This window comes from Salinicola acroporae (genome assembly GCF_003206615.1).
Taxonomy (GTDB): Bacteria; Pseudomonadota; Gammaproteobacteria; order Pseudomonadales; family Halomonadaceae; genus Salinicola; species Salinicola acroporae.
On sequence record NZ_PZJW01000006.1, the window covers coordinates 416,909 to 439,110 of the forward strand.

At 63.1% G+C, this 22,202-nt stretch carries 27 protein-coding genes, 1 tRNA gene and 1 riboswitch; of the genes, 16 read left to right on the plus strand and 12 right to left on the minus strand.

The genetic code is table 11. From position 1 onward, the window contains the following. The first annotated feature begins 17 nt into the window (after positions 1-17). The 6 genes from DOM54_RS11260 to pdxH all read left to right on the plus strand — a co-directional run bounded on the left by DOM54_RS11260 (position 18) and on the right by pdxH (position 4,213). Positions 18-446 carry a gamma-glutamylcyclotransferase family protein gene (locus DOM54_RS11260; RefSeq protein WP_110716393.1) on the plus strand — a complete coding sequence of 143 codons (429 nt, stop codon included), beginning with the start codon at positions 18-20 and terminating at the stop codon, positions 444-446. A 149-nt stretch (positions 447-595) separates the two neighbouring features. Beyond that, entirely contained in the window at positions 596-940 is a 345-nt protein-coding gene (locus tag DOM54_RS11265; protein WP_110716394.1) for an arsenate reductase family protein, read from the plus strand. Positions 941-1,138: 198 nt separating this feature from the next. Continuing rightward, a complete protein-coding gene (gene wrbA / locus DOM54_RS11270; RefSeq protein ID WP_110716395.1) occupies positions 1,139-1,783 on the plus strand; it encodes an NAD(P)H:quinone oxidoreductase in 645 nt (214 codons plus the stop codon). Further along, the gene (locus tag DOM54_RS11275; protein ID WP_110716396.1) at positions 1,780-2,166 is read left to right on the plus strand and encodes a DUF2069 domain-containing protein; all 387 of its coding nucleotides are present in this window, start codon (positions 1,780-1,782) and stop codon (positions 2,164-2,166) included. Before wrbA ends, DOM54_RS11275 begins: the two co-directional genes overlap by 4 nt. Beyond that, on the plus strand, positions 2,163-3,413 hold the full coding sequence (locus DOM54_RS11280; RefSeq protein WP_240613870.1) for a hypothetical protein: 1,251 nt from the start codon (positions 2,163-2,165) through the stop codon (positions 3,411-3,413). The genes DOM54_RS11275 and DOM54_RS11280 overlap by 4 nt, the downstream gene beginning before the upstream one ends. Positions 3,414-3,562: 149 nt before the next feature. Then, on the plus strand, positions 3,563-4,213 hold the full coding sequence (pdxH, locus tag DOM54_RS11285) for a pyridoxamine 5'-phosphate oxidase (RefSeq protein ID WP_110716398.1): 651 nt from the start codon (positions 3,563-3,565) through the stop codon (positions 4,211-4,213). Positions 4,214-4,310: 97 nt separating this feature from the next. On the opposite strand, the gene DOM54_RS11290 is transcribed toward pdxH, so the two are convergent. The 4 genes from DOM54_RS11290 to DOM54_RS11305 all read right to left on the minus strand — a co-directional run bounded on the left by DOM54_RS11290 (position 4,311) and on the right by DOM54_RS11305 (position 10,291). Next, entirely contained in the window at positions 4,311-5,201 is an 891-nt protein-coding gene (locus DOM54_RS11290; protein WP_110716399.1) for a glycine betaine ABC transporter substrate-binding protein, read from the minus strand. Positions 5,202-5,281: 80 nt separating this feature from the next. Next, a complete protein-coding gene (locus DOM54_RS11295) occupies positions 5,282-6,124 on the minus strand; it encodes an ABC transporter permease (protein WP_110716400.1) in 843 nt (280 codons plus the stop codon). After that, on the minus strand, positions 6,124-7,326 hold the full coding sequence (locus DOM54_RS11300) for a quaternary amine ABC transporter ATP-binding protein (protein WP_110716401.1): 1,203 nt from the start codon (positions 7,324-7,326) through the stop codon (positions 6,124-6,126). The genes DOM54_RS11295 and DOM54_RS11300 overlap by 1 nt, the downstream gene beginning before the upstream one ends. Positions 7,327-7,507: 181 nt before the next feature. Then, a complete protein-coding gene (locus DOM54_RS11305) occupies positions 7,508-10,291 on the minus strand; it encodes a bifunctional acetate--CoA ligase family protein/GNAT family N-acetyltransferase (RefSeq protein WP_110716402.1) in 2,784 nt (927 codons plus the stop codon). A 154-nt stretch (positions 10,292-10,445) separates the two neighbouring features. Here DOM54_RS11305 and DOM54_RS11310 point away from each other — a divergent pair, with 154 nt between their 5' ends. The 5 genes from DOM54_RS11310 to DOM54_RS11330 all read left to right on the plus strand — a co-directional run bounded on the left by DOM54_RS11310 (position 10,446) and on the right by DOM54_RS11330 (position 14,245). Next, complete coding sequence (locus DOM54_RS11310) at positions 10,446-11,381, plus strand: histone deacetylase family protein (protein ID WP_110716403.1); 936 nt, start codon at positions 10,446-10,448, stop codon at positions 11,379-11,381. A 110-nt stretch (positions 11,382-11,491) separates the two neighbouring features. Then, positions 11,492-12,124, plus strand: coding sequence for a helix-turn-helix domain-containing protein (locus DOM54_RS11315; protein WP_110716404.1), 633 nt, complete (start codon positions 11,492-11,494; stop codon positions 12,122-12,124). A 63-nt stretch (positions 12,125-12,187) separates the two neighbouring features. After that, positions 12,188-12,523, plus strand: coding sequence for a DUF1244 domain-containing protein (locus DOM54_RS11320; RefSeq protein WP_110716405.1), 336 nt, complete (start codon positions 12,188-12,190; stop codon positions 12,521-12,523). Then, positions 12,520-13,050, plus strand: coding sequence for a molybdenum cofactor biosynthesis protein B (moaB, locus tag DOM54_RS11325; protein ID WP_110716406.1), 531 nt, complete (start codon positions 12,520-12,522; stop codon positions 13,048-13,050). The genes DOM54_RS11320 and moaB overlap by 4 nt, the downstream gene beginning before the upstream one ends. Next, positions 13,043-14,245 (plus strand): molybdopterin molybdotransferase MoeA, encoded by a 1,203-nt coding sequence (locus DOM54_RS11330; protein WP_110716407.1) that lies wholly within the window; start codon positions 13,043-13,045, stop codon positions 14,243-14,245. The genes moaB and DOM54_RS11330 overlap by 8 nt, the downstream gene beginning before the upstream one ends. 7 nt (positions 14,246-14,252) lie before the next feature. Here DOM54_RS11330 and DOM54_RS11335 read toward each other — a convergent pair whose 3' ends face one another. From DOM54_RS11335 to DOM54_RS11360, 6 genes are all read right to left on the minus strand, one after another. Next, entirely contained in the window at positions 14,253-14,801 is a 549-nt protein-coding gene (locus DOM54_RS11335) for an acyl carrier protein phosphodiesterase (RefSeq protein ID WP_110716408.1), read from the minus strand. A 25-nt stretch (positions 14,802-14,826) separates the two neighbouring features. Beyond that, a complete protein-coding gene (locus tag DOM54_RS11340; RefSeq protein WP_110599739.1) occupies positions 14,827-15,177 on the minus strand; it encodes a TusE/DsrC/DsvC family sulfur relay protein in 351 nt (116 codons plus the stop codon). After that, positions 15,177-15,467 carry a sulfurtransferase complex subunit TusB gene (gene tusB, locus DOM54_RS11345; RefSeq protein WP_110716409.1) on the minus strand — a complete coding sequence of 97 codons (291 nt, stop codon included), beginning with the start codon at positions 15,465-15,467 and terminating at the stop codon, positions 15,177-15,179. The genes DOM54_RS11340 and tusB overlap by 1 nt, the downstream gene beginning before the upstream one ends. A 16-nt stretch (positions 15,468-15,483) precedes the next feature. After that, a complete protein-coding gene (tusC, locus tag DOM54_RS11350) occupies positions 15,484-15,870 on the minus strand; it encodes a sulfurtransferase complex subunit TusC (protein ID WP_110716410.1) in 387 nt (128 codons plus the stop codon). After that, on the minus strand, positions 15,867-16,262 hold the full coding sequence (gene tusD, locus DOM54_RS11355; RefSeq protein WP_110716411.1) for a sulfurtransferase complex subunit TusD: 396 nt from the start codon (positions 16,260-16,262) through the stop codon (positions 15,867-15,869). The genes tusC and tusD overlap by 4 nt, the downstream gene beginning before the upstream one ends. 115 nt (positions 16,263-16,377) lie before the next feature. Continuing rightward, positions 16,378-17,049, minus strand: a complete 672-nt coding sequence (locus tag DOM54_RS11360; protein WP_110716412.1) for a Bax inhibitor-1/YccA family protein — start codon at positions 17,047-17,049, stop codon at positions 16,378-16,380. 165 nt (positions 17,050-17,214) lie between these two features. On the opposite strand from DOM54_RS11360, the gene DOM54_RS11365 reads away from it, so the two are divergent. The 5 genes from DOM54_RS11365 to DOM54_RS11385 all read left to right on the plus strand — a co-directional run bounded on the left by DOM54_RS11365 (position 17,215) and on the right by DOM54_RS11385 (position 19,353). Further along, positions 17,215-17,305 (plus strand) — tRNA-Ser (locus DOM54_RS11365). A 614-nt stretch (positions 17,306-17,919) separates the two neighbouring features. After that, positions 17,920-18,288 carry a hypothetical protein gene (locus DOM54_RS11370; RefSeq protein ID WP_110716413.1) on the plus strand — a complete coding sequence of 123 codons (369 nt, stop codon included), beginning with the start codon at positions 17,920-17,922 and terminating at the stop codon, positions 18,286-18,288. Between the two features lie 103 nt (positions 18,289-18,391). Further along, entirely contained in the window at positions 18,392-18,634 is a 243-nt protein-coding gene (locus DOM54_RS11375; RefSeq protein WP_110716414.1) for a DUF1654 domain-containing protein, read from the plus strand. Positions 18,635-18,741: 107 nt separating this feature from the next. Further along, positions 18,742-19,044, plus strand: a complete 303-nt coding sequence (locus tag DOM54_RS11380; protein WP_162619839.1) for a hypothetical protein — start codon at positions 18,742-18,744, stop codon at positions 19,042-19,044. 93 nt (positions 19,045-19,137) lie between these two features. Beyond that, positions 19,138-19,353 carry a hypothetical protein gene (locus DOM54_RS11385; protein WP_157958223.1) on the plus strand — a complete coding sequence of 72 codons (216 nt, stop codon included), beginning with the start codon at positions 19,138-19,140 and terminating at the stop codon, positions 19,351-19,353. A 15-nt stretch (positions 19,354-19,368) separates the two neighbouring features. Here the strand turns inward: DOM54_RS11385 and DOM54_RS11390 are convergent, their stop codons facing one another. Next, positions 19,369-21,078, minus strand: coding sequence for a potassium/proton antiporter (locus DOM54_RS11390; protein WP_110716416.1), 1,710 nt, complete (start codon positions 21,076-21,078; stop codon positions 19,369-19,371). An 82-nt stretch (positions 21,079-21,160) separates the two neighbouring features. Next, positions 21,161-22,027 (minus strand): phosphotransferase family protein, encoded by an 867-nt coding sequence (locus DOM54_RS11395; RefSeq protein ID WP_110716417.1) that lies wholly within the window; start codon positions 22,025-22,027, stop codon positions 21,161-21,163. Between the two features lie 69 nt (positions 22,028-22,096). Continuing rightward, positions 22,097-22,198: riboswitch (TPP riboswitch) on the plus strand. Positions 22,199-22,202 lie beyond the last annotated feature (4 nt).

A 22,202-nucleotide genomic window follows, 5' to 3' on the forward strand; every position in this document is an offset into this window, starting at 1 on the left:
GCAGAGCAAGGTTGTCAATGATGCGACGATTCGCCAAGTGGCTGTCGATTCTGCTGGTCGCCGCGGTGATTTTCGCCGGCGGCGGCTTCTGGTACATCTTCATGAGCCCCTACGGCTATCATCCCGCCGAGCCCGCCATCATCGATGAGCGAATTGCCGAGCAGGACGTGTTCGTCTACGGGACACTGCGTCACGACGGCTTGCGCTGGATCATCATGGGAACGCCGATCGAGACGCGGAAGGCGACGCTGAAGGGCTATCGAAAACGGGATCTGGACATTCACCCGCAGCCGGATGGGGAGGTGCACGGCGAGGTGTTGACCGTCGGCCCTGCCGCACTCAGGGCGCTGGATCGCTACGAGCGCCTGGGCGTTCGTTACACGCGGGAGAGCGTCAAGCTGGAAGATGGCACGACGGCCTGGGTCTACAAGCGGTTGCCGGAATAAACCCGACGGTGCTTGCCGTCGTCGGCGGCGATTGAGACCTTCGCTGATCAGCCGCTACAATACCGCTTCCACCCCGTTGCGCTGCCCCGCGTCGATCGATGGCCAGCAACACCTCGCGTCGCACAGCCATAGAAGGTTCCGCCATACCGATGTCAACGCTCACGCTTTACCACAATCCGCGCTGCTCCAAGTCACGCGAGGCCCTGGCGCTCCTGGCGTCGCGGGGGGTCGAGTTCGCCGAACGCCGCTATCTCGATGACCCGCTGTCTCGCCAACAGCTGGAAGGCCTATCCAGGCGACTGGGCGACGACGCCGACCAGATGCTGCGCCGCGAAGAGCCCGAATGGCGGGCGCGAGGCATCGTTGACCCGACCCAAGCGCAAATCATCGACGCTATCGTCGAGCATCCCCGCCTGATGCAGAGACCGATCGCCGATGACGGCGAGTACGCGGTCATCGGGCGCCCGCCGCAGGCTGTCCTGCAACTGATCTAGGCGTTGTACGAAAAATGCCTGCGCTCGGCCATACGGCATTAGAAATCAGCTCAAAGTATTCATCTGCACTCCGTTAGCCGGTGCGTCACTCCGGTCCGCTTTCGCTGATTCTTGCCTTGCCTGGTCATCGCCTGCCGACTTTTCATACAAGGCCTGACGAGCGCGCTTGATGCAAATCGTCCCCTCCGAGGAGAAGTCATGACCGACCATACGGCCTCCAGTGGCCCGATCCTGCCCTACGTCCTGGTGCTCTACTACTCGCGCCAGGGGGCAACGAGAACACTGGCTGAGCAGCTGGCCAGCGGCGTCGAGAGCGTCTCCGGCATCGAGGCGCGACTGCGCACCGTGCCGGCGGTCTCGCCGGTATCCGAGGCGACCGCCCCGGAGATCCCCGACCAGGGGGCGATCTATGTCGAGGAAGCGGACCTGCGCCACTGTTCGGGCCTGGCGCTGGGCAGCCCGACCCGATTCGGCAACATGGCAGCGCCGCTCAAGTATTTTCTCGATACCACCAGCGGGCTCTGGATGAATGGGGCGCTCGTCGACCGGCCGGCTACCGCGTTCACCTCCACGGCCAGCCTGCATGGCGGCCAGGAGAGTACCCTGCTGACCATGCTGATCCCGTTGCTGCATCACGGCATGGTCTACGCTGGCGTGCCGTACAGCGAGACGACGCTGCTTAGCACCCAAAGCGGAGGAACGCCCTACGGCACCAGCCACCTGGCCGGCCCCAATGGCGACCGCGAAGTCGATGCCGACGAGCGCAGACTGGCGTTTGCCCAGGGACGCCGACTGGCCGAGCTCGCCCTGGCGCTCACCTCGATGCGGAGTGCGCGTGCATGAACGAACGTTCTTCGCAACGGCACAACATTGAAGCGCTCCACACGGCCCGGCGCGGCGTGTGGATCGCCTACTCGGCACTGTTGGCGCTGCTGGTGGTGAGCGGTATCTGGCATTATCTCCAGCAGCACGCGCAAGTCGCCGCGCTACTGGTAAGGATCCTGCCGCTGGTGCTGTTCCTGCCGACACTTCTGATGCGACGTCGACGTGGCCACATCTGGCTAACGGCGTTGGGCGTGCTCTACGTCGTCCAGGGCATCATGATCGTGACCAAGGGTGGCGGTTCGGTGCTGGTCGGCGCCGAAATCCTGGCAGCCGGCGCCCTGGCCTTCACGGCCTATCGCTACGTTCGCCTGCGCGGTCGGCTCGACTCACCGTCGGCATGAGACCTTCCAGCGTCCTCATTCTGGCCATGCTGGCCCTGAGCGTGGCCAGCAACCTGTTTGGCTGGCCGATCTGGCCAGCCGCGATACTGGCTTGGCTGGCGACATTGCGGTTGTTCCGCACCCTGCCCCGGACCTCTCGCCGCCAGGCAGGAACGCTGTTTGCGGCCGGTTCGTTGCTGTGGGCGGCAGCGCTGGTGCGCGGCACTCCCTATTCGCCGTTGAACGCGCTGACCATCAATCAGTCGTTGCTGATGATGTTTGCCGGCGTCAGCTTCCTGACCATGGCCACGCCGCAGGCCAGAGCCGACCGCCAGCAGTCGGGCAGTATGCTCGGGACCATGCTGGGTGCGCATCTGTTCGGCGCCGCCATCAATCTTTCCGTGGTCTTCCTTTTCGGCGAACGAATGCAGCGCGAGGGAAGGCTCTCCCGCGCCCAGGCACTCATCGTCGGCCGGGGATTCACCGCCGCCGCGGCCTGGTCGCCGTTCTTCGTCGCGATGGGTGTGGCCTTGACCTACGCGCCGGGCCTCGACTATCTCGGCCTGCTGCCCTGGGGGCTGCTGGCGGCAGCGGCGCTGCTGGCGCTCAACTGGCTTGACGTCCGGCGGCTGAACGCGCCATTCATCGGTTACCCCATCGAAAAGAGTGCGCTGTTGATGCCATGCACGCTGGCGATCGTGGTGATCGGGCTGCACCTGGTCTCACCCGGCCTTTCGATCCCGCTGATCATCGCCATCGTCGCGCCTCTCTTCTCCTTTCTGCTGATGCCTCGCGACAACCGGCGCGAGCGCATGCACCACCAGTTCACCCAGGGTCTACAGCGCCTGGCCCCCCAGTTTGCCCTGTTCCTGGGAGCTGGCGTCATCTCGACGGGGTTGGCGGCACTCCTGGCCAGCCTGCCGGACGGGCTCGACCTGCCGATAGATCACTTCGGCCACTGGCAAGCATGGTTCGCCCTTGGCATCATCGTGGTCGTCTCCTTTACCGGCATTCACCCCCTGATCGGTATCGCCACGTTGGCACCGTTGGTCGCGCCGCTCCACCCCGACCCGACCCTGCTCGGCATGCTGTTTCTCATGAGCTGGGCACTGGGGACCGGCAGCAGCCCCCTTTCCGGCAGCAACCTGGCGATCTGTGTGCGCTACCGGATTGCCGTGCGCGACATGCTGCGCTGGAATCTCCCCTATGCCGTTCTCGGCTGGGGCTGCTGCGGCCTGGTGCTGGCGCTTCACGCGGGCTCGGTCTGACCCGATTCCGCATCAGGGGTGGTTGAGTGTCCAGCGCGGCCAGGCGGGAGAGGTCGATACCCTAGGCTAATGACTGAGAGAGGGTTGACCATCACACTGGCCTGGCGCGCTACAATGATGGCCATTCATCGCATTCGCATGGAGAACAACTGATGAGCGATCTCGCCGGTATGCGACGGGACTACGAAGGTGACGCCCTGGCCCCGGAGAACACGCCCGACTCACCGCTTCCCCTGTTCGAGGGCTGGCTGAAAAAGGCGATCGAGACCGAGGGGTTGGATGCCAATGCCATGACACTGGCAACGGTCGACAGTGCGGGCCATCCCCACGCCCGCATCGTCCTGCTGAAGGGATTCGATCACAGCGGCTTCCGCTTCTACACCAACTACCAGAGCCAGAAAGGCAACGAACTGGCCCACGTTCCCAACGCCGCCGTGGTGTTCTGGTGGCCGGCGCTGCAGCGCCAGATTCGCGTCGAGGGAAGCGTTTCGAAGGTGGACTCCCACCAGTCCGACGACTACTTTGCCAGCCGGCCCCGCCAGAGCCAGCTAGCGGCTTGGGTCTCCCAGCAGAGCGTCGAGATTCCCAATCGCGACTGGATGAAAGAGCGGCTGTCGCGCTTCGAACAGGTCTATTCGGATCAGGATGTCGAACGGCCACCGCACTGGGGCGGCTATCTTCTGGCGCCGCTGGCGGTGGAGTTCTGGCAGGGACAACGCAGCCGGTTGCATGATCGCGTGCGCTACACCCGCCGCGACGAACACGCCCAGGAGTGGCATCGCACCCGCCTGGCGCCTTGAACAGCCACATCGGCTGATCCGCCCGCGGGCTTTTCGCCCAATGCAAAGCGCCCGGTCAGATGACCGGGCGCTTTGCCATGAACTCCAATGAGCGGCGTTACTGGGCCGTGCCGTCGGTCCACTCGGCGACGACATCAGGGTTCTCCTCGACCCACTTCTTGGCATTCTCGTACGGATCCGAACCGTCTTCCTGGTTCATGAGCATGACCTCGCCCATCTGGTCCGGCGTCCAGTGGAAATTATCCAGAATGGCGTAGGCTCCCGGCAATCTCTCCTTCAACCCCTTGTGCACGACCGTATCGATGTGTTCGGCATCACCGTAGGCTTTCTTCGGATCGTCGAGATACTTGAGATCCCAGCGCGCGAACATCCAGTGCGGCGTCCAGCCGGTGACCACGATGTCCGCTTTGTCATCAATGGCACTCGCCAGTGCCGACGTCATGGCGGGACCGCTGCTCGACTGCAGCTGCATGTCGTCGAGGCCGTACTCGTCGATGGCATCTTCGGTCTGCGCCATCAGGCCGGCACCGGGGTCGATACCCACGATCTTGTCGTCGAACAGGTCGGCGTTGGCGTTGAGATCGGCGATCGATGAGACCTTCTCATAGGTATACGCGGGGACGACCAACCCCAGCTTGGTGCCGTTGAGATTGGGGCCGAGGTCCTCGACCTGATCCTTTACCTTGGCCATGTAGTCGCCATGCGTGGTCGGCAGCCAGGCGGCGACGATGGCATCGGCATCACCGGTACCCACCGCCTGCCACATCACCGCGGCGCCCAGCGAGTCCATTTCGACGTCGTAACCCTGCTGCTCGAGCACGGCGCGCACCACGTTGGTGGAGGCGACTTCCGAGGCCCACTCGACATAGGCCAGCTTGACGGTGCCCTTGCTGTCCTGCGCCTGGGCGACACCGGCGGTCATGCTGAGGCCGGCGGCCATCATCAAGGCACCATAGCGAACGGCTTGCGACATTGCGTTGCGTGTCATCGACTTTCCCCTTCTTGTGGTTTACGTACCGCGAGCCTGCTGTCGACGAGCGCTTCGACGACAGCAGGCTCCACCCTGCTTCACTTCGTCTTCTTGCCCCCGCTGAGGGACTGTGTCAGCCGGTCGAGCAGCATCGCCATGATGACCACCGCAATGCCGGCCTCGAAGCCCTCGCCGGGGCGCAGGCGTTGAATGGCTCGCCAGACCTCGCTGCCCAGGCCGTTGGCACCGATCATCGCCGCGATGACGACCATCGACAGCGCCAGCATGATGGTCTGGTTGATCCCGCCCATCAGGGTCGGCAGCGACAGTGGCAACTGGACCTTGATCAGTTTCTGACTGCGTGTCGAACCGTAGGCGTCCGCCGCTTCGATCAGGTCCTTCGGCACCTGCCGAATGCCCAGCGTGGTGAAGCGGATCGCCGGCGGCATCGAGAAGATCACGGTGGCGAAAATGCCGGAGACCGAGCCGATGCCGAAAAACGGGATCGCCGGAATCAGATAGACGAACGCCGGCATCGTCTGCATGAAGTCGAGTATCGGCATGATTACCCGATAGAACCGATCGGATACCGCCGCCAGAATACCCAGTGGCAACGCGATCACGATCGCTACCAGTGTGGCGATGACCACCAGCGTCAGGGTCTGGATCATCGGATTCCACAGGCCCAGATTCCAGATCAGCGCCAGGCCGGCCAAGCCGCCGATCGCCAGACGCCGTCCGCTGAGTTTCCAGCACAACAGTACGATTAGGGCAATCAGCGCCCATTCAGGCAACCACATCAGCCCGTCGTTGAGCAAATTGATGCCGCTTTGCGTCCCTCGCGAGATCGCCCGGGTGACACCGGAAAACTCGGTGGTCAGGAAATCGAGCCCGCTCTCGATCCAGTCGCCCAGCGGGATTCTCGGAATATCGAAATCCATTATTGTTCTCCCGTCTGAGCCAGTTGTTCGAGTACGGCACCCTTGACGATCACGCCCAGCAGGCGTTGCTGGTCATCGATGACTGCCACCGGATAACTCTTACCCTGGAACATGGGGTAGAGCGTCGCCAGCGGCTCATCGGGCCCGATGTGGGGAAAGTCCGTGATCACAAGCTCGTGTATCGAATCCTTGCCAGCCCTCGCCGCCTCATCGACATCATCGACTTCGACGATGCCCAGCAGCTTGCGTTCGCGGTCGACGACGTAGATGGAGTCCAGCGTATTCTCGCTCATCTTGCGCAGCACGGTACGCGGACCGTCGTCGTAGTGGGCGGTGGCACGGACCGGACGCATCACCCGGCGGGAGGTGACGACCCGGGAGCGGTCCACGCCCTCGGTGAAACGAGCGACGTAATCATCCGCCGGGCACGTCAATACCTCTTCAGGAGTGCCGATCTGCACGATCTCGCCGTCACGGAGCAGAATGATGCGGTCGCCGATGTTGAGGGCTTCATCGAGATCGTGGGTGATGAAGATCGTGGTCTTCTTCATCCGGTGCTGCAGTTCGATCAATTCCTGCTGCATGTCCCGCCGGATTAGCGGATCGAGGGCGGAGAACGCCTCGTCCATCAGCAGCACGCTGGCATCGTTGGCCAGCGCGCGAGCCAGCCCGACCCGCTGCTGCATGCCACCGGAAAGCTGGTTGGGATAGGCATGCTCCCACCCCTCCAGTCCGACCTGCTTGAGAGAGTTCTTGGCTTTTTCGGCTCGCTCGGCCTTGTCGACGCCGCGAATTTCGAGACCGTATTCGGCATTCATCTGTACGGTCCGGTGTGGAAACAGCGCGAAGTTCTGGAACACCATCGAGAAGTGCCGGCGACGGCATTGCAGCAGTGCCTTGTCACCGAGCTGAGGAATGTTCTCGCCGCCGATGATGATGTCGCCCTCGGTGGGCTCGATCAGGCGATTGAGGCAACGGATCAGCGTCGACTTGCCCGAGCCGGAGAGCCCCATGATGACGAGAAGCTCTCCCTCCCGGACATCGAAATTGATGTTGGAGAGACCGAGTGTCTGCCCGGTCTTTTCGAGGATCTGGGCACGATTGAGGCCCTCGTCGCGTAGTTTGAGTGCTTTCTTGGCGTCGTCGCCGAACACCTTGCTCAAGTTCCGCACTTGAATCTTGGTTTGCTGTGTGTCGGTCATGTCAGGCCTAGGTTGGCAAAGCAGAAAATGTTCTTCACGCCGTCGTCAGGATACGTGTCGAACGGTATCTGTTGGTGTTGTTAGGTTTCGTATCATACGGTTTTATCGATATCCCTTCAAACGACAATATCCTATAATTGAATGGGCGTTCAAATCACTCCCGTCCCCCCCTCTTCACGGGTCAATCCATCGCCGCATCGAGACGATGACGTTGCCAGTCGCTCTGCGGCTCGTTCAATTTCAGCGTGGCTTCCACGGCGCCCTCCTCGACATTGGTGCGCAACTCGAAACCCAGCGAGACCAGTAGCCGGCGCATCGGCAGGTTGTCGCTGAGGATCGTGCCCACCATGACCAGTGTCCCCACCTGCCGGCTGTAGTCGATCATCTTCCGCATCAGTCGGCGTCCCAGGCCGCTTCCGTGAAGATCGTCCCGAACGATGATCGAGAATTCGGTGCGGATGTTGTCGGAGTCGTTCCATACCCTCACCACGCCAAGCATCTCTTCCGAGGGCGAAGCGGGGCCGGCTGCCCTGCTCTCCTGTCCAGCGGACTGCTCGACACCACGAACCGCGATGAACGCCATCTGGCGGTCGTAGTTGATCTGGCTCAGTTGTGACAGCTCCCGGGGTGACAGCACGGCCTTGTGGTGGAAGTAGCGGTAACGGATGCTCTGCTCGGACAGGAAGGTATGGAAATGGGTGATCAACGGCGCATCCTCGCCACGGATCGGCCGGATCTCGATCTCCATGCCGCTCAATGTCACGGTTTCCCGCAGTTGCTCCGGGTAGGGCATGATCGCCTGGGTCGACGCCGGGCCCAGGTCGAGCGCGAAGTCGACCGCCATCACCCCCTCGTGATTGAGCAGCAACGGGTTGATCTCCAGGCCCTTGAGGCGCGGCAGATCCGAAGCCATCTGAGACAGCTTGACCAGCAGCCGGGCGACCCAGTCGACGGCGCTGGCCGGGTCCTCGCTGTGCTCCCGGATCAAGCGGCCCGCCCGAGTACGGTCCATCAGCTCCTCCGCCAGGCGCATGTTGAGTGGCGGCAGTGCCGTCTGGCGGTCGGCCATGACGTCGACCTTGTAGCCTCCCATACCGAACACGATGACCGGGCCGAACTCCGCATCCCGCGTGATGCCCGCGCATAGCTGCAGCGACCCCTTGCCGCGCTGCATGGTCTGGAGGCAGTAGCTATAGATGGGGCTGTCAGGCAGCGTCTCGCCGACGCGTGCCTCCAGCCGTACGACGGCGTCCACGACGCTGCCCGGCTGCTCCAGATCCTGGATCAGCGAGGCCGCCTGCCGCCGCGACTCGCCCCAGTAGCGAAACGGCTCGCAGTTGTCGCGATGGATGATCTTGACGGCCCAGGGGCCCCGCAGTCGCGCGGTGGCCCGCTCCGCCTGCTCCAGATCGAACACGTACTCGCTGGGCGCGCATTCGATGCCGTAGGCGGCCAGCACCTCGCCGGTCTCCTGGTGCGTCAGCCGGTCTCGCTGGCGGCCCAGGGCGTCGTCGATAAGCGCATGGCAGCGCTGCCGGCTTCCCGTACTGGAGTCGAACGGCAGCGAGGGAGGCGTCTCCTGCAGGAGATGCTGAACCTGGCGATAGCGCACCAGGTGGAGGAAGGCCCTGACGGCCTTTTCCGGCGACACGTAGCTGGGAATGCCGGCGCGATTGCAGGCCGCACGTGCCTCGAGCGCCTCTTTCAGGCCCATCCAACTCACCAGCAGGCGGTGGCGAAAGCGCTGGCGTGCATCGATCAAGGCGTTGGCCGTATCCAGCGATGGCGCTAGCCGCGTCGGCGCGTGAAGCACCAGAACCGCGTCGACATTGGGATCCCGGGTCACGATCTCCAGCGCGCTCAGATAGTCGTCCGGGGTCGCCCTCCCGCCCAGGTCAACCGGGTTGCGTCCCGGTCTACTGACATCCAGCCGGCGCTCCATCAACGCGTCGGCAGCCGCCTCGCCGAGCTCTGCCAGCCGCCCCCCGCCATCGATCAACCTATCGATCGCCAGCAGCGCAGGGCCCACACCGTTCGAGACGATCGCCAGCCGGTCGCCTTTCGGCGGCTTGAGCCGCGACAGCGTCTCCAGGGCGTCGAACAACTCGTCGGAATCACCGACCCGTACGACCCCGGCCCGGGCCAGTGCGGCATCGACGATGGCGTCTCGGCGATCGACACCCGCCGTCGGCGGCACCGGCCTGAGCGTTGCCTCGGCGGTACGCCCGCTCTTGATCGCCAGCACCAGTCGATTGCGCGACGATTCCCGTAGCGCCGTCATGAAGTGACGAGCATTGCCGAAGGCTTCCAGGTGAAGCAGTAGCGCCCGGCAGCGACCGGACTGGTTCAGATAGTCGATAAGGTCGGGCAACTGCACGTCGAGGCTGTCGCCCAGCGTGACAAGGTGGGAAAAACCCACCTCGCGACCGGCTGCCCAATCGATCATCGCGTTCCCCAGCATCCCCGACTGGCCAAGGTAGGCCACGCTGCCATCGCCGATCGGCTGGCTGGCATAGGTCGCATTGAGCTTCATGGAGGGGACCGCGACGCCCAGGCATTCCGGCCCGAGCACGCGCATGCCGGAGCGCAATGTCGCCCGTTCCAGTCGCGCGCGCAATGCCTTGCCGTCGCGGGAATCGTCTTCCAGTGATGCGCCACCCGAGACAATCAGTGCGGCCCTGACCTGCTGGCGCCCCAGCCGCTCCAGCACCGCCGGGACCCCGCTCAGCGGAGAGCAGACGACGGCGAGATCGGGAATCTCGGGAAGATCGGCGATGCGCCGGAAGCAAGTCACACCATGAACCTCCTGGTATCCCCGGGGATTGATCGCCCATACCGGCCCTGCAAAGCCGGCCTGCAGCAGATTCTGCAGGACGATTCCCCCCATCGATTCCGGTTTGGGGGAGGCGCCGATCACCACCAGTGATCTCGGCGCGAAAAAACGGCGCAGGAATTGTGTGGCCACCGTGAACCTCACGACGTCGACAAGGATGCGTTCAACCCTACACGGTCACGTCATCGAGGTTCAGACCCTAGACCAAAGTCGAGGCGAGACAATGTGACTTGTTGCGCCGGCCTCGCTCAGAATGGAGCTACCTCGAACCGGCCGGCGAGTCTCAATGATCACCTCGTATCTCACTCACCCCGATATCACGCTGCACGACATGGGCTCCCATCACCCGGAGTCTCCCATGCGGCTCGAGGCCATTCGCGCCAGACTCATGCTCAGCGGGGTGCTTCAGCAGACGATGCAGTCGGAACCCGGCCCGGTATCGTTGCTCCAGCTCGAGAGAGTGCACGCCCCAGATTACCTCAGCGCGCTTGACGCCCAGCAACCGCAAAGCGGCCTCCAGCAACTCGATAGCGACACCCGCATGGGGCCTTACTCGCTGACTGCGGCATCGCTCGCGGCGGGCGCGGCGGTCCGCGGTGTCGATCTGGTCTGCGGCAACCGCGCCGACAACGTGTTCTGTGCTGTTCGGCCACCTGGCCATCACGCCGAGCGTGCGCTGGCGATGGGTTTCTGCTTCTACAACAATGTTGCCGTGGCGGCCGCCCACGCCAGAGCCGCCCATGGCATCGAGCGGATCGCCGTTCTCGATTTCGATGTCCATCAGGGCAACGGCACGCTGGATATCTTTCATGACGATCCGGCGGTGTTGGTCTGCAGCAGTTACCAGGAATCATTCTACCCTTGGCGTTACCTGACCGGGGCGTGGCCCAACATCGTCAATACCCCCTTGCCTGCCGGCACCGGCAGCCTGGGTTTCCGAGCCGCCGTCGAGCGGAACTGGCTACCGGCGCTGGAGCGTCATCGCCCCCAACTGGTGCTCCTCTCCAGCGGGTTCGATGCTCACCGCGACGACCCGCTGGGCCAGTTGACCCTCGATCACGAGGATTTCCACTGGGTAACCACGCTGGCCATGGATGTCGCTCGCCGTCACGCCGGCGGCAAGCTGGTCTCGGTGCTGGAGGGTGGCTATCACCTCAAGACCTTGCCACTGAGCGTCGAGGCGCACCTGATCGCGCTGCTGGGCCACGGCTATTCGGTCTGAGGTGTCGGAGAGGTCGTTCTGGACGCAGAGCCGCCGCCTCACGCTGTGATATTCTTGCACTACGACACGAGACAACGACTCGACACTCCACGCTCCCGACAGAGAGTTTCATGGCCGCCAGTAACGATCAGGATGCCGCACTGCGAATCGCCGCCGGTCGCAAAGCCTTCGTCGAGCCCCTGCGCCTGGGCGAGCGGCTCAAGGAGATACGGCTCTCGAACCAGTGGACACTTGGCGACGTCAGCACGCGTACCGGCCTGGCCCGATCGACGCTGTCCAAGATCGAAAACGATCAGATCTCGCCGACGTTCACCGCTGTCCAGAAGCTGATTACCGGCTTGGGCATCGATCTCCCCCAACTTCTCAAGCCGACCAAACCCAGGCGCCAGTCCAGCGGACGACGCGATATCACCCCGCGTGGCGATGGCAAGCGCCACCCCACACCGACTTATGAGCACGAACTGCTCTCATGCCAGTTGGCGCAGAAGCGCATGATCCCGTTCAAAACCATCGTGCGGGCGCGTCACTTCGAGGAGTTCCAGGAGTGGGTTCGTCACGACGGCGAAGAGTTCCTGATGATTCTCGAAGGGGAGATTCTGATCTACTCGGAACTCTACGAACCCCTGGCGATGGCGGCCGGCGACTCGCTCTATTTCGACAGCGACATGGGCCACGCCCTGGTCTCCACGAGTCCGAACGATGCCGTGGTGCTCTCCGTCTGCACGCCCGGCGATGGCGATTGACCGAAACGGCACCGGCCATCCGGTCCTGAATGCCACTCATCTTCCACGACAGGAGTTTCTGCTATGCAACACCTTGATGAGCAGACCCGCACCGAACTGGAAGCGGCCGCCTTTCGCCGGCTGCTTCGTCATCTGGACGCGAACAAGGATGTCCAGAACATCGATCTGATGATCCTGGCGGATTTCTGCCGCAACTGTCTCTCTAAATGGCTGGTCAGCGCGGCCAAGACGCGAGGCGCCGAGCTCGACTATGAAACGGCACGCGAGCACGTCTACGGCATGCCCTACGCCGAATGGAAGGCTCACCACCAGGCACCGGCGACCGACGAGCAGCTCGCCGCGCTGGAAGCGCGTCAGGCACGCAAGGCCGGAGCCGACGGCAGCCGGGAAGGATCATGAGCGACTCGTCCTTGATTCCACTGTCGATCGCGGTACTGACGATCTCGGATACCCGGGACGACGCTAGCGATCGCTCCGGGCAGACCCTCGTCGACCGCCTCGAAGCGGCGGGACATCGCCTCGCCGAGAAACGCATCGTGCCTGACGACGTCTATCGGATTCGGGCCGTGGTCGCGGGATGGATCGCCGATGATGACGTACAGGTCGTGCTGACGACCGGCGGCACCGGGTTCACCGGCCGGGACTCCACGCCCGAAGCCGTCGCCCCGCTGCTCGACAAGCATATCGAAGGGTTCGGCGAGTTGTTCCGGCAGCTCTCGTTCGAGGAGATCGGCAGCTCGACCGTGCAGAGTCGCTGCCTGGGCGGGCTGTCCAACGCGACCGTGATCTTCTGCCTGCCGGGTTCAACCGGTGCCTGCCGCACCGGTTGGGACCGGATTCTCCAAGAGCAGCTGGATAGCCGTCACCGCCCCTGTAACTTCGCCAATCTGGTGATCCCGGGACGAGGCACGCAGGATCATGGCTGAGAGAAACCAGAGTGGACTCCAAAGCGTCGAACGTGCCCTGGAAGCACTGCTTGAGGGTGTCACACGGCTCGAAAGCGAACGCATCGACTGTTCGGACGCCGATGGCCGCGTGCTGGTGGGCAACGTTCTTGCCGCCATTGACGTGCCGCCGGCGGACAACAGCGCCATGGATGGATTCGCGTTGGCCAGCGCGGACAGTGGTAGGCAACTGCCGATCTCCCAGCGCATTCCCGCCGGCCAGCCAGCGCAGCCGCTGGCGCCCGGCACCTGCGCGCGGATCTTTACCGGCAGCGAGATACCGGCCGGGGCCGACTGCGTGGCGATCCAGGAAAATGTCGAACGGGTCGGTGACACCGCGATCGTTCCGGTAACCCAGGTTGGACAGAACGTGAGGCGTCGTGGGCTGGACGTGACCATGGGGCAGCCCCTGCTCGGCGCCGGCACGCGCCTGGGCGCAGCCGCGCTGGGACTGCTCGCTGGCCAGGGCTACTCGACGGTCGACGTGGTCAGGCGGCCGAGAGTGGCGCTGCTGCTCACCGGCGACGAGATCGTCGAGCCCGGCCAGTCCCTGGCCCGCGGACAGATCTACAATAGCAACGGCCCGATGCTGGCCACGCTGATCCGACGCTTCGGTGGCGAGCTGGTCAGCCAGGTTCAGGTTGCCGACGATTTCGGCGCTACCCTGGCACGCCTGGAGGAAGCCGCGTCCGTTGCCGATGTCATCGTGACCACGGGCGGTGTCAGCGTCGGCGAGGAAGATCACGTCAAGCCGGCGCTGGAACGGCTCGGAACGCTCTCGCTGTGGCGACTGGCGATGCGACCGGGCAAGCCACTGGCGCTGGGGACGATCGGCTCCACGCGCCTGGTGGGGTTGCCCGGCAACCCGGTATCGAGCTATGTCGGTGCCTGGCTCTACCTGCGGCCACTGTTGGGCAGGCTCCAGGGTTGTTCCGACCAGGAGTCGCTTCCGGTGATCAGCGCCGAGGCGCAGTTCGAGACCCGCGCCCAGGGTCGACGTCACTACATGCGCGCCAATCTCGAGTTTCACGGTGAGCGCATCCTTGCCACGCCCTACCCCGAACAGAGCTCGGCGGTCCTGACCTCCTGCGCCGAGACGAATGCCTTTGCCGTCATCCCGGCCGACAGCCATATTCGTCCCGGTGACCGGGTCGACTGCCTTTGGCTGCCAGGCTAGGGCCGATTTACTCGCGGAAGCGCTGCTGCATGTCGGGCCAGAGCGCGACGAAAGCGGCCTCGAGACTGGCGTACTCGTCGCGCAACCAAGGCGTCAACGCAGCGAGTTGATTAGGGCCGCGCAGCCGCTGGCCGATGCCGGCGATGGCACGGCAGGTGAAGTCGAAGTCGGCGTAGCGCTGCAGCCAGTTGCCATCGATCATCGCCGGCACCAGGCCCTCGAGCCGCGAGGGCGCCGGCCGCGCTCCGAGCACCCGATAGCAGCGCTCGACCAGGCTGGCGTCAGGGTGACGGCTGGCCAGGAAGTGGTCCCAGACCAGATCCAGCGCAATTCCGGCAAAACGCCGCTGGGCCTGCGGCGCCATCCGCAGCAGGTGCAGTACCTCCGCATGACGATCGATGGCGGCATCCACCTGGCGATGGTGACGGATGCCCGCGGCCACGGCCGGCGGCCATGACGCCAGGTGCGCGCCCTTGATCCCGTCGGCAACCAGGTTGCCGTAGAGGAAATCGTCACTGCCTTGACGTGAGAGCCAGGCGTGGGCAAGAAAGTTCATGGCGGGAACCGTTGGCGATCAAGCACTAGAGACAGTTGGTCGGCTTGGGCAGGCCGGCCAGGCGGGCACCGACCTTGGCCGGGCTGTCGGGAAACAGCCGCATTAGATAGATCGAGTTGCCCTTCTCTTCACCCAGGGCCTGTTTCACCGCCTTGACCAGCGGGCGCATGGCTGGCGCCGCCTCGAAGCGCTGGTAGAAATCACGCAGCACGCCGATGATCTCCCAATGGGCGGGTGTCAGCTCGCGTCCCTCGTCCGCGGCCAACGCTTCGGCGACGCGTTCCGACCAGTCGTCGAGCGAGACCAGATAGCCCTCGGGATCGAGAGCGACGGGATGCCCCTCCACCATCAAGGTTCTTGCCGTCCTGGTTGCCATCAGAACCAGCTCACGCAGCGTTCGTGGGTCTCCGTCAGCGCCAGGAAGCCGTTCATGTCGACGACTTCGACGGAAGGATCGACCCGCTTGGCCAGCCCTCGGGCAACCAGATCCTCTTGGAGCACGGATACCCGCCCGCCAAAGGGTTCGAGCGCAGCGCCGGCCGAAGGCTGCGCCGCGTAGCAGGCATCCTCGATCAGCAGCAGGTGATCGTCCGAGCCGAAAGCCTCACTCACATCTTGGTAGGTGGCGGTCGAACGAGGGGACCGGTTGAGCAGATGCAGCATCATGAACGTCGTTCCGAGCCTAGAAAATCAAGGTGTGGGGATGGCGCTGGAGGAGCTCCACCATGGCGCTGGCTTCCAAGGGTACCACCGGCAACATCAGGTCGTCCGCCGAGAGACCGCGTTCGTTCAGCCCCCTGGCGCTAACCCACAGCGTGTCGATGTCATACATCTCCAGCATGGCGAGCTGCGGATGGGTGCCCTTCTGGCCCAGGGGGCCGGCCTGTTGCCCCTTCAACAGCGCGTAGATGCCATCCCCCTGAAACAGCAGACCGACGCGCTGGCCGAACGCCGCCGCAACCAGCGCCACATCCAGACCCTCGCGCAGCCAATGGGTACCGTGGGGCGGATGGCGCAGCACCACCAGCAGATCCTGCGGTACGGGGCGGGAGTCAGAAACGTCGATCATGGCGCGAATGTGATCATTCGATCACTGGTCAGCATGGCATCGACCAGTTGGCCGACCCCCGTCAACTCGAAGGGCGCTTCGAGGCTATGCGACATCACACCATGGCGGCTGGCTTCGCTGACGTCCAGCAGCCCACGGCGCAACCCGGCTGCCACGCAGACCAGCAGTTCCGTGCCATGTTCTTGATGAAGCCGCTTCCAGCCATCGGCCAGGTGGACCTCGTCCTGCGGCGGCGCCATCAGGGCCGATGCGTTGTGGACGCCATCGTGATAGAAAAAGATCGTTTTCATTCGATGACCATTCGCCACGACGGTATCGGCGAAGCGTAGCGCCGACAACGCCGCCTGGTGACTGTAAGGCGCGGCATGTAGCAGTAATGCGTAATTGAGCATGACAACCGATGATTCCGTGCAAGCTGCCGGGAGAAGTCTGTCAATGCTCATGGTATCAAACGGCGAGGCCCCACCGTAGTGGGGCCTCGTCTGCGTCGGTACCACGCCATGGAGATCAGTCGCGAGACATGACGCCCAGGATCGACAGCAGGCTGATGAACAGATTGTAGATCGAGACGTAGAGCGTGACGGTTGCCAGGATATAGTTGGTCTCCCCGGCGCGATTCACGATCTCGCTGGTCTGGTACAGAATCGCCGCCGACGAGAACAGCACGAAACCGGCGGAGACTGCCAGCGCCAGGCCCGGGATGTTGAAGATCAGCGCGGCGACCATGGCCAGTACCAGCACGATGGCGCCCGCCATCATGAAGTTACCCAGGAAGCTGAAGTCCTTGCGCGTGATCAGCGCCACGGCCGACAGCCCCAGGAAGGTGGCCGCGGTCATGCCCAGCGCCGTCATCACCAGCTGCGCCCCGTTGGGGATCGACAGGTAGAGGTCGATGATCGGTCCCAGCGTGAACCCCATGAAACCGGTGAAGGCGAAGATCGCCGCGATGCCGGCACCGGAGTTGGCGGTCTTGTGGACCAGGAACATCAGGCCATAGGCACCGATGAAGAACACGAAGATGTTGAGCTGCGTGACGCCCATCGCCATGGCGGCGCCGGCGGTCACGGCGGAGAATAGCAGTGTCATGGCCAGCAACATGTAGGTGTTGCGCAACACCTTGTTGGTGCTGACCGCACTCGATCGGCGATCGGTGATGTCGTGCGACGTTCGGTAATCCATTTGTCGTCCCCTCAGTTCTGTTGAAACTCACTCATAGACCAGAATGCCCTTGCAAAGTTCCCCTGACAAGCGTTATACGCTCGCGGCAAAGCGAAATAACTCCTTGAAAGCTAAAGAACCTATTGACGCGCCCCAATAAGCTGGTAGTATTCCCCGCCGTAAGCCGGAGGGATGGCAGAGCGGTTGAATGCACCGGTCTTGAAAACCGGCGTAGGTTAATAGCCTACCCAGGGTTCGAATCCCTGTCCCTCCGCCACCTTACATTCGAAAGCCCCGTCAGCTTTATCGCTGCGGGGCTTTTTCGTTTCTGACCCCGTCAAACCGCCCCAGGCCAGTCGTCCTTGAAGGACCGGATCACGTGCGCTCCCTGAACCTTGTACCGTATAACGGCGCAGGATCAGCCCAGCTTCTCCGGGCCGTGGCAGAGAGACATCGGCGCCTATTCACCTCGATCGTTAGTCGCTACTCTCGTGACTCCCAGGATCGCATCGGCAAGCAGGGAGGGAGGGGATGGAAGCTGTATTGACGGCGTTCGTGCCAACCGTCCTGGCCGGGTGTTAGAGCCAGGGTCGGGTCAGTACGCCTCGGTCACCTCGACGGACGCCTGTGGCAAGGTCGCTCGCTACGATATGCCTGCGCAGCGATTTGACGAGACAGCCGGATCAATGGCATTCACGGGACGATGTCCATCCGTGAAGCGTTCGGGACGGCGATCCGAGGTACCAACCTGGAAATCGCCGATAGCGAACCAGGCATTATCCGTGTCGCGATAGCGCCATAGATCCTGGGAATGCCCCCTTCCCCGCCCCTATCTCGGGGTTTGGCGGAGACCGCAGCCCAGCTAGCTCAGTGAAGGAGATGCATCATCTGATGAGCAATACCGACTTGAGTCACACCGCAAAACTCGCCGTTGCCGGACTACTGGCCATGGCCATCATGTCAGCGAGCGCCACGGCCGCGCCGTTCGAGTGTTCGTCGGATAACTTGATGAAGCACGTCAGCGAGCAGACTCGGGAAATCGACGCCTATATATCGAACAGCGACAACCCGCAGCAAACGCAACAGGCGCTGACGAGCATGGCCAGAGGGCTGCGCGAGAGCGGCCAGGTCTCCAGCCATGATGATGAGATGAAGCAGCTGGCGAGCGGCGCGGCGTTCCAGCCCTCCCAGTCATTCTGCGACGACATGCAGACCACCATGACTGCCATTCAGTCGTACATGGAGAGCCATCCGCAATAGGCCTAGAAACGCTCGCGGGATTCTTCTCTCGGCCCGATGACGGTTGTATTGATGCCATCTGTCGCGGATACTGTATGTATGAACAGTTATTGCGGAGCGATCGATGATCATCCCCTTCCCGACGCCCGAGAGACGGCTCGTCCGGCGTATCGAGCAGTTGATTTCGCAAGCGCACGCCAACCACTTCCACCAGGTCGCGATCAGCCGAGGCGTCCACGAACCCATCCGCGAATGGGAGCGTCTCGTAGAACAGTTCGACGACAGTGATCAGGTTCGGGTCATCCATATCACCCATCACGACATTCTGCTGAGCTGGCGACTCCCCACCACCGGACTGGCTTCGTGAGCCAAGGTTGACGACCTTGATCAAGACGCGCGGCGAAATTTTCATCAAAGGGGCGGATGCGTTCGCAAACAGTGCTACGCTGCATCTAGCTTTCAGTGATGTCGACAATGCACCGAGCGTTAATCTATTTCGTCGCCCCCCTTGTCTTGGCTGGCTGTGTGTCGGCGACGCCACGACTGACGGCGACGAACTTTCTGCGAGACAGCAACACCTGTGAACGCCAGACGCACCAGATCGCCGGCGAGCCGGAGTATCAATTGTGCATGGCACGTCTGGGATGGCCGGATCCTCAGACGCAGGCGTCGCTGGAACAGGCCGATGATGGCCGCGACAATCAGAATGCGGGTTTCATTGATGAAGCGATCAACGGCCTTCAGTTCGGTCTGCAGTGGGACCTGGACCCGGACTGACCTTTTTTCGCAATGAATAGCCCCATCCCTTGCCGTACCACGTCGGCACCACAGCCAACCCGACAGCCGATGCATCTTCAGGAGGATTCGATCATGGCAGAGCCATTCGTCGAGATAAGAAAGACGCACAAGCCCGGCAAGCCCGAGCAGGTATGCTATGAGGTCTATGATGGCGATACGGGAGGCAGCCTGGGCCATTTCGCGGAAGCCGCCGAGGCGAAAAAGCGAGCCGACAGCATGAACAGGATGACCTCCCGCGAAACCGGCAAGCGGTTGGACAATCCCACCGACGATGCCGACGTCGAGTGACGCCGGCCTTCGGCCTCAGTGGTAGAGGCGCAACCCCACCCTCGTCACACGATTGCCTTCCATCTCACTGACTACCCAGTGAAAGCCATGCCAGTCGACGTCATCCCCGACGACGGGATGACCGCCGACACGCAGCGCTACGAACTCACCCAGCGTCATCTCCTGCTCCCCCGGGCTCAGGGTCAAACCATAGGCGCCGGCGACTTCCTGCATGAGCGCTTCGCCGTCCAGGGTAAAGGTACCGAAGAAGGCACGTTCGCGCTTGAGCTTCGCCTCCCCATTGAACAGCCGGTTGAGAGTTGGCAGATCACCGGTGCGCCCGATCAGGCAGATAACGTCTCCCAACCGCAAACGGGTACTGCCCTTCGGGTGCAACATGGCATGCTGGCGGAAGATCGCCGAGATCAGGGTCCCCGAGGGCAGACGCAGCAGGCGGATCGGCACGTCATCCAGCGATTCGTTCTCGACCTTGTAGACGAACATCTCGTAGTCGTTCTCCGGGAGCACGCCCAGTTGCCCCCGACGATCGGGCGTCGTGGTCTCCGGTAGCACCACGCGCATCCAGCGAGCGACGCGAGCCAAGGTAGAGCCTTGCAGCAACAGGGAGATCAGGACCACGAAGAACGCCACGTTGAAATAGAGCGTCGCGTTCTCGACCCCGCTTATCACGGGGAAGATGGCCAGCACGATGGGAACCGCGCCCCGCAGCCCGACCCAGGAGATGAAGCAAACCTCTCGCCAGCGAAAGCTGAAGAACGGGACCAGCGAAACGACGACGGCGACCGGACGTGCCAGCACGATCAGGGCGATCCCCAGGATAGCGCTCGGCACTGCGTAATCGATCATTTCCGATGGCGTGACCAGCATACCGAGCACCAGGAACAATCCTATCTGGCTCAACCACGCCAGCCCATCGTGAACGGGAAGAATATGGTTGAGGTGGCGTCCCGGCTGGTTACCGATCATCAGGCCTGTGAGGTAGATGGCCAAAAAGCCGCTACCGCCCGCTGCGCTGGTCGCCCCGAAGATACAGAACCCCAGCGCCAGCGCCAGCAGCGAATAGAGCCCGGGTGCAAGATCCAGCCAGCGCAGCAATTTGGCGGAGACCCAACCGCCCCCCAGTCCGACGGCCAGTCCCAGCCCGAACTGCAGGGCAAATCGCATCAACGTCTCCCCGATGCCCCCCACCGCGCCCGTCAGCAACTCGGCTAGCGTGATGGTAAGAAAGATCGCCATCGGATCGTTGGTACCGGATTCGATCTCGAGCGTCGCGCCCACTCGCTCGTTGAGATTGACGCCCTGCCCCTTCAGCATCGAGAACACCGCCGCGGCGTCGGTAGAACCGACGATCGCACCGACCAGAAGGCCCTCTGTGAGCGACAGGTCAAGCAGCCACATGGCCAGCAGCCCCATGATGCCACTGGTCAGGAACACACCGACGGTCGCCAGCGATAGCGCCGGCTTCAGCCCAACGCGGAACGTTCGCAACCGCGTCCGAAGCCCGCCATCGAGCAGAATCATCGCCAATGCCAGGTGGCCGATCAGGAAAGCCTGGGAGTAGTCGTCGAACTTCAGCCCCAGCACGCCCTCTTCGCCGGCGAGCATGCCAAGGCCCAGGAACAGCACAAGCAGAGGCACGCCAATCCGCGATGATACGCGACTGGCCAGGATACTCAGGGCTATCAGCGCCCCGCAGACAAGGAACAGGCTATTGATCGAGTCCAAGAATCAACCATCGGTTATCAATTGGGGATGCCTTAGTATGCCATGCACGGATACCGTTGCGTGGCGAAAAAGGGCTGCAAATTTAATCTTTTAGCCAGTGAGGATGATGGAGGGTCCGGGCCGTTGCCCGCTCGCCATGGAGCGCCAGCAGCAGTGCCAGGGAACGCATCCCGGGACGATAGCCGGAAAGATCCGGTATGGCATGATAGCGCCGGTAGGTCGCCAAGAACGCGTCTCGCTGGGCGCCACTCTCCAGCACCAACTCGAGCAGGCACAGGTCCCACTCCAGCGGTGCCCAGACCAGCGCCTCCCAGTCGCTCCAGCGCCACTCCTGTGTCCCGGCCAGAAACTGATCACTGCGCAGATCCGGTAGCGACCAGACGACCTTCGACGGCAATGGCCACGACGGCAGGTCGGCCAGCCAGCCACGATTGGGGTGCGTCTCCATGAAATTCCGAGCCCGCCGAGGCCAGCTCGACAGCGGGAAGACGTCGCCTGCGGGATGCCCGAAGCCAGGCAGCGCTTGCCGATGCAGTCGTGCCAGTTGCGTCCCGAGCCGTGCGGCCAACGCCTCGTTCATCGGCGGTGGCGTGGCAGAGCACCAAGGCAGGCTCCAGAGCGGCGCGTTACCCAGCCGACCGACGAAGACCATCGGCAATGGCGACAGCGGCAGGCGAGCCGGCAGCGTCGAGGGAATTCGGGTCAATGCCTCGGGCGTTCTCCAGCGATCGAGACCGAAAAGCTGCTGGATCCCCCACCAGAAGCCATCGCTCGCCGGCGATCTCCTGGCCAGTTTGAACAACTGCGGTGACGCCTCTTCGCTCCGCCATAGCCAGTTGGCGCTGTCCTGCCACCGCAGCGGCAAGGGTATCAGTGACCTGCCGGCCAATCGAGAGACTCGGCGAGTCAGCTCGGGATCCGCCTGAAGGGGGGCATCGTCGATCCGCAATGGTCATTATCCTCATCTCGGTGAGCCCCCTGCCGGTGGGCAGGCGGGGCTGGTCGGCGTACAATCCACTGCACTGGATAGGGGTGCCCGGTCAACGGGCTGAGAGTGCCATGCACAACCCTGGAACCTGAACCGGCTAATACCGGCGGAGGAAATGCCAGCAGTTCTCGCATGA

Coding starts and splice junctions, on each gene's coding strand:
- DOM54_RS11295 (WP_110716400.1), bottom strand. CDS start 6,124: ATGGATTTCGATATTCCGAGAATCCCGCTGGGCGACTGGATCGAGAGC.
- tusB (WP_110716409.1), bottom strand. CDS start 15,467: ATGATGCTGCATCTGCTCAACCGGTCCCCTCGTTCGACCGCCACCTAC.
- DOM54_RS11310 (WP_110716403.1), top strand. CDS start 10,446: ATGATCACCTCGTATCTCACTCACCCCGATATCACGCTGCACGACATG.
- tusC (WP_110716410.1), bottom strand. CDS start 15,870: ATGATCGACGTTTCTGACTCCCGCCCCGTACCGCAGGATCTGCTGGTG.
- DOM54_RS11335 (WP_110716408.1), bottom strand. CDS start 14,801: ATGAACTTTCTTGCCCACGCCTGGCTCTCACGTCAAGGCAGTGACGAT.
- DOM54_RS11280 (WP_240613870.1), top strand. CDS start 2,163: ATGAGACCTTCCAGCGTCCTCATTCTGGCCATGCTGGCCCTGAGCGTG.
- DOM54_RS11375 (WP_110716414.1), top strand. CDS start 18,392: ATGATCATCCCCTTCCCGACGCCCGAGAGACGGCTCGTCCGGCGTATC.
- moaB (WP_110716406.1), top strand. CDS start 12,520: ATGAGCGACTCGTCCTTGATTCCACTGTCGATCGCGGTACTGACGATC.
- DOM54_RS11360 (WP_110716412.1), bottom strand. CDS start 17,049: ATGGATTACCGAACGTCGCACGACATCACCGATCGCCGATCGAGTGCG.
- DOM54_RS11370 (WP_110716413.1), top strand. CDS start 17,920: ATGAGCAATACCGACTTGAGTCACACCGCAAAACTCGCCGTTGCCGGA.
- tusD (WP_110716411.1), bottom strand. CDS start 16,262: ATGCTCAATTACGCATTACTGCTACATGCCGCGCCTTACAGTCACCAG.
- DOM54_RS11275 (WP_110716396.1), top strand. CDS start 1,780: ATGAACGAACGTTCTTCGCAACGGCACAACATTGAAGCGCTCCACACG.
- DOM54_RS11260 (WP_110716393.1), top strand. CDS start 18: ATGATGCGACGATTCGCCAAGTGGCTGTCGATTCTGCTGGTCGCCGCG.
- DOM54_RS11265 (WP_110716394.1), top strand. CDS start 596: ATGTCAACGCTCACGCTTTACCACAATCCGCGCTGCTCCAAGTCACGC.
- DOM54_RS11330 (WP_110716407.1), top strand. CDS start 13,043: ATGGCTGAGAGAAACCAGAGTGGACTCCAAAGCGTCGAACGTGCCCTG.
- DOM54_RS11315 (WP_110716404.1), top strand. CDS start 11,492: ATGGCCGCCAGTAACGATCAGGATGCCGCACTGCGAATCGCCGCCGGT.
- DOM54_RS11340 (WP_110599739.1), bottom strand. CDS start 15,177: ATGGCAACCAGGACGGCAAGAACCTTGATGGTGGAGGGGCATCCCGTC.
- wrbA (WP_110716395.1), top strand. CDS start 1,139: ATGACCGACCATACGGCCTCCAGTGGCCCGATCCTGCCCTACGTCCTG.
- DOM54_RS11385 (WP_157958223.1), top strand. CDS start 19,138: ATGGCAGAGCCATTCGTCGAGATAAGAAAGACGCACAAGCCCGGCAAG.
- DOM54_RS11320 (WP_110716405.1), top strand. CDS start 12,188: ATGCAACACCTTGATGAGCAGACCCGCACCGAACTGGAAGCGGCCGCC.
- DOM54_RS11300 (WP_110716401.1), bottom strand. CDS start 7,326: ATGACCGACACACAGCAAACCAAGATTCAAGTGCGGAACTTGAGCAAG.
- DOM54_RS11380 (WP_162619839.1), top strand. CDS start 18,742: ATGCACCGAGCGTTAATCTATTTCGTCGCCCCCCTTGTCTTGGCTGGC.
- DOM54_RS11290 (WP_110716399.1), bottom strand. CDS start 5,201: ATGACACGCAACGCAATGTCGCAAGCCGTTCGCTATGGTGCCTTGATG.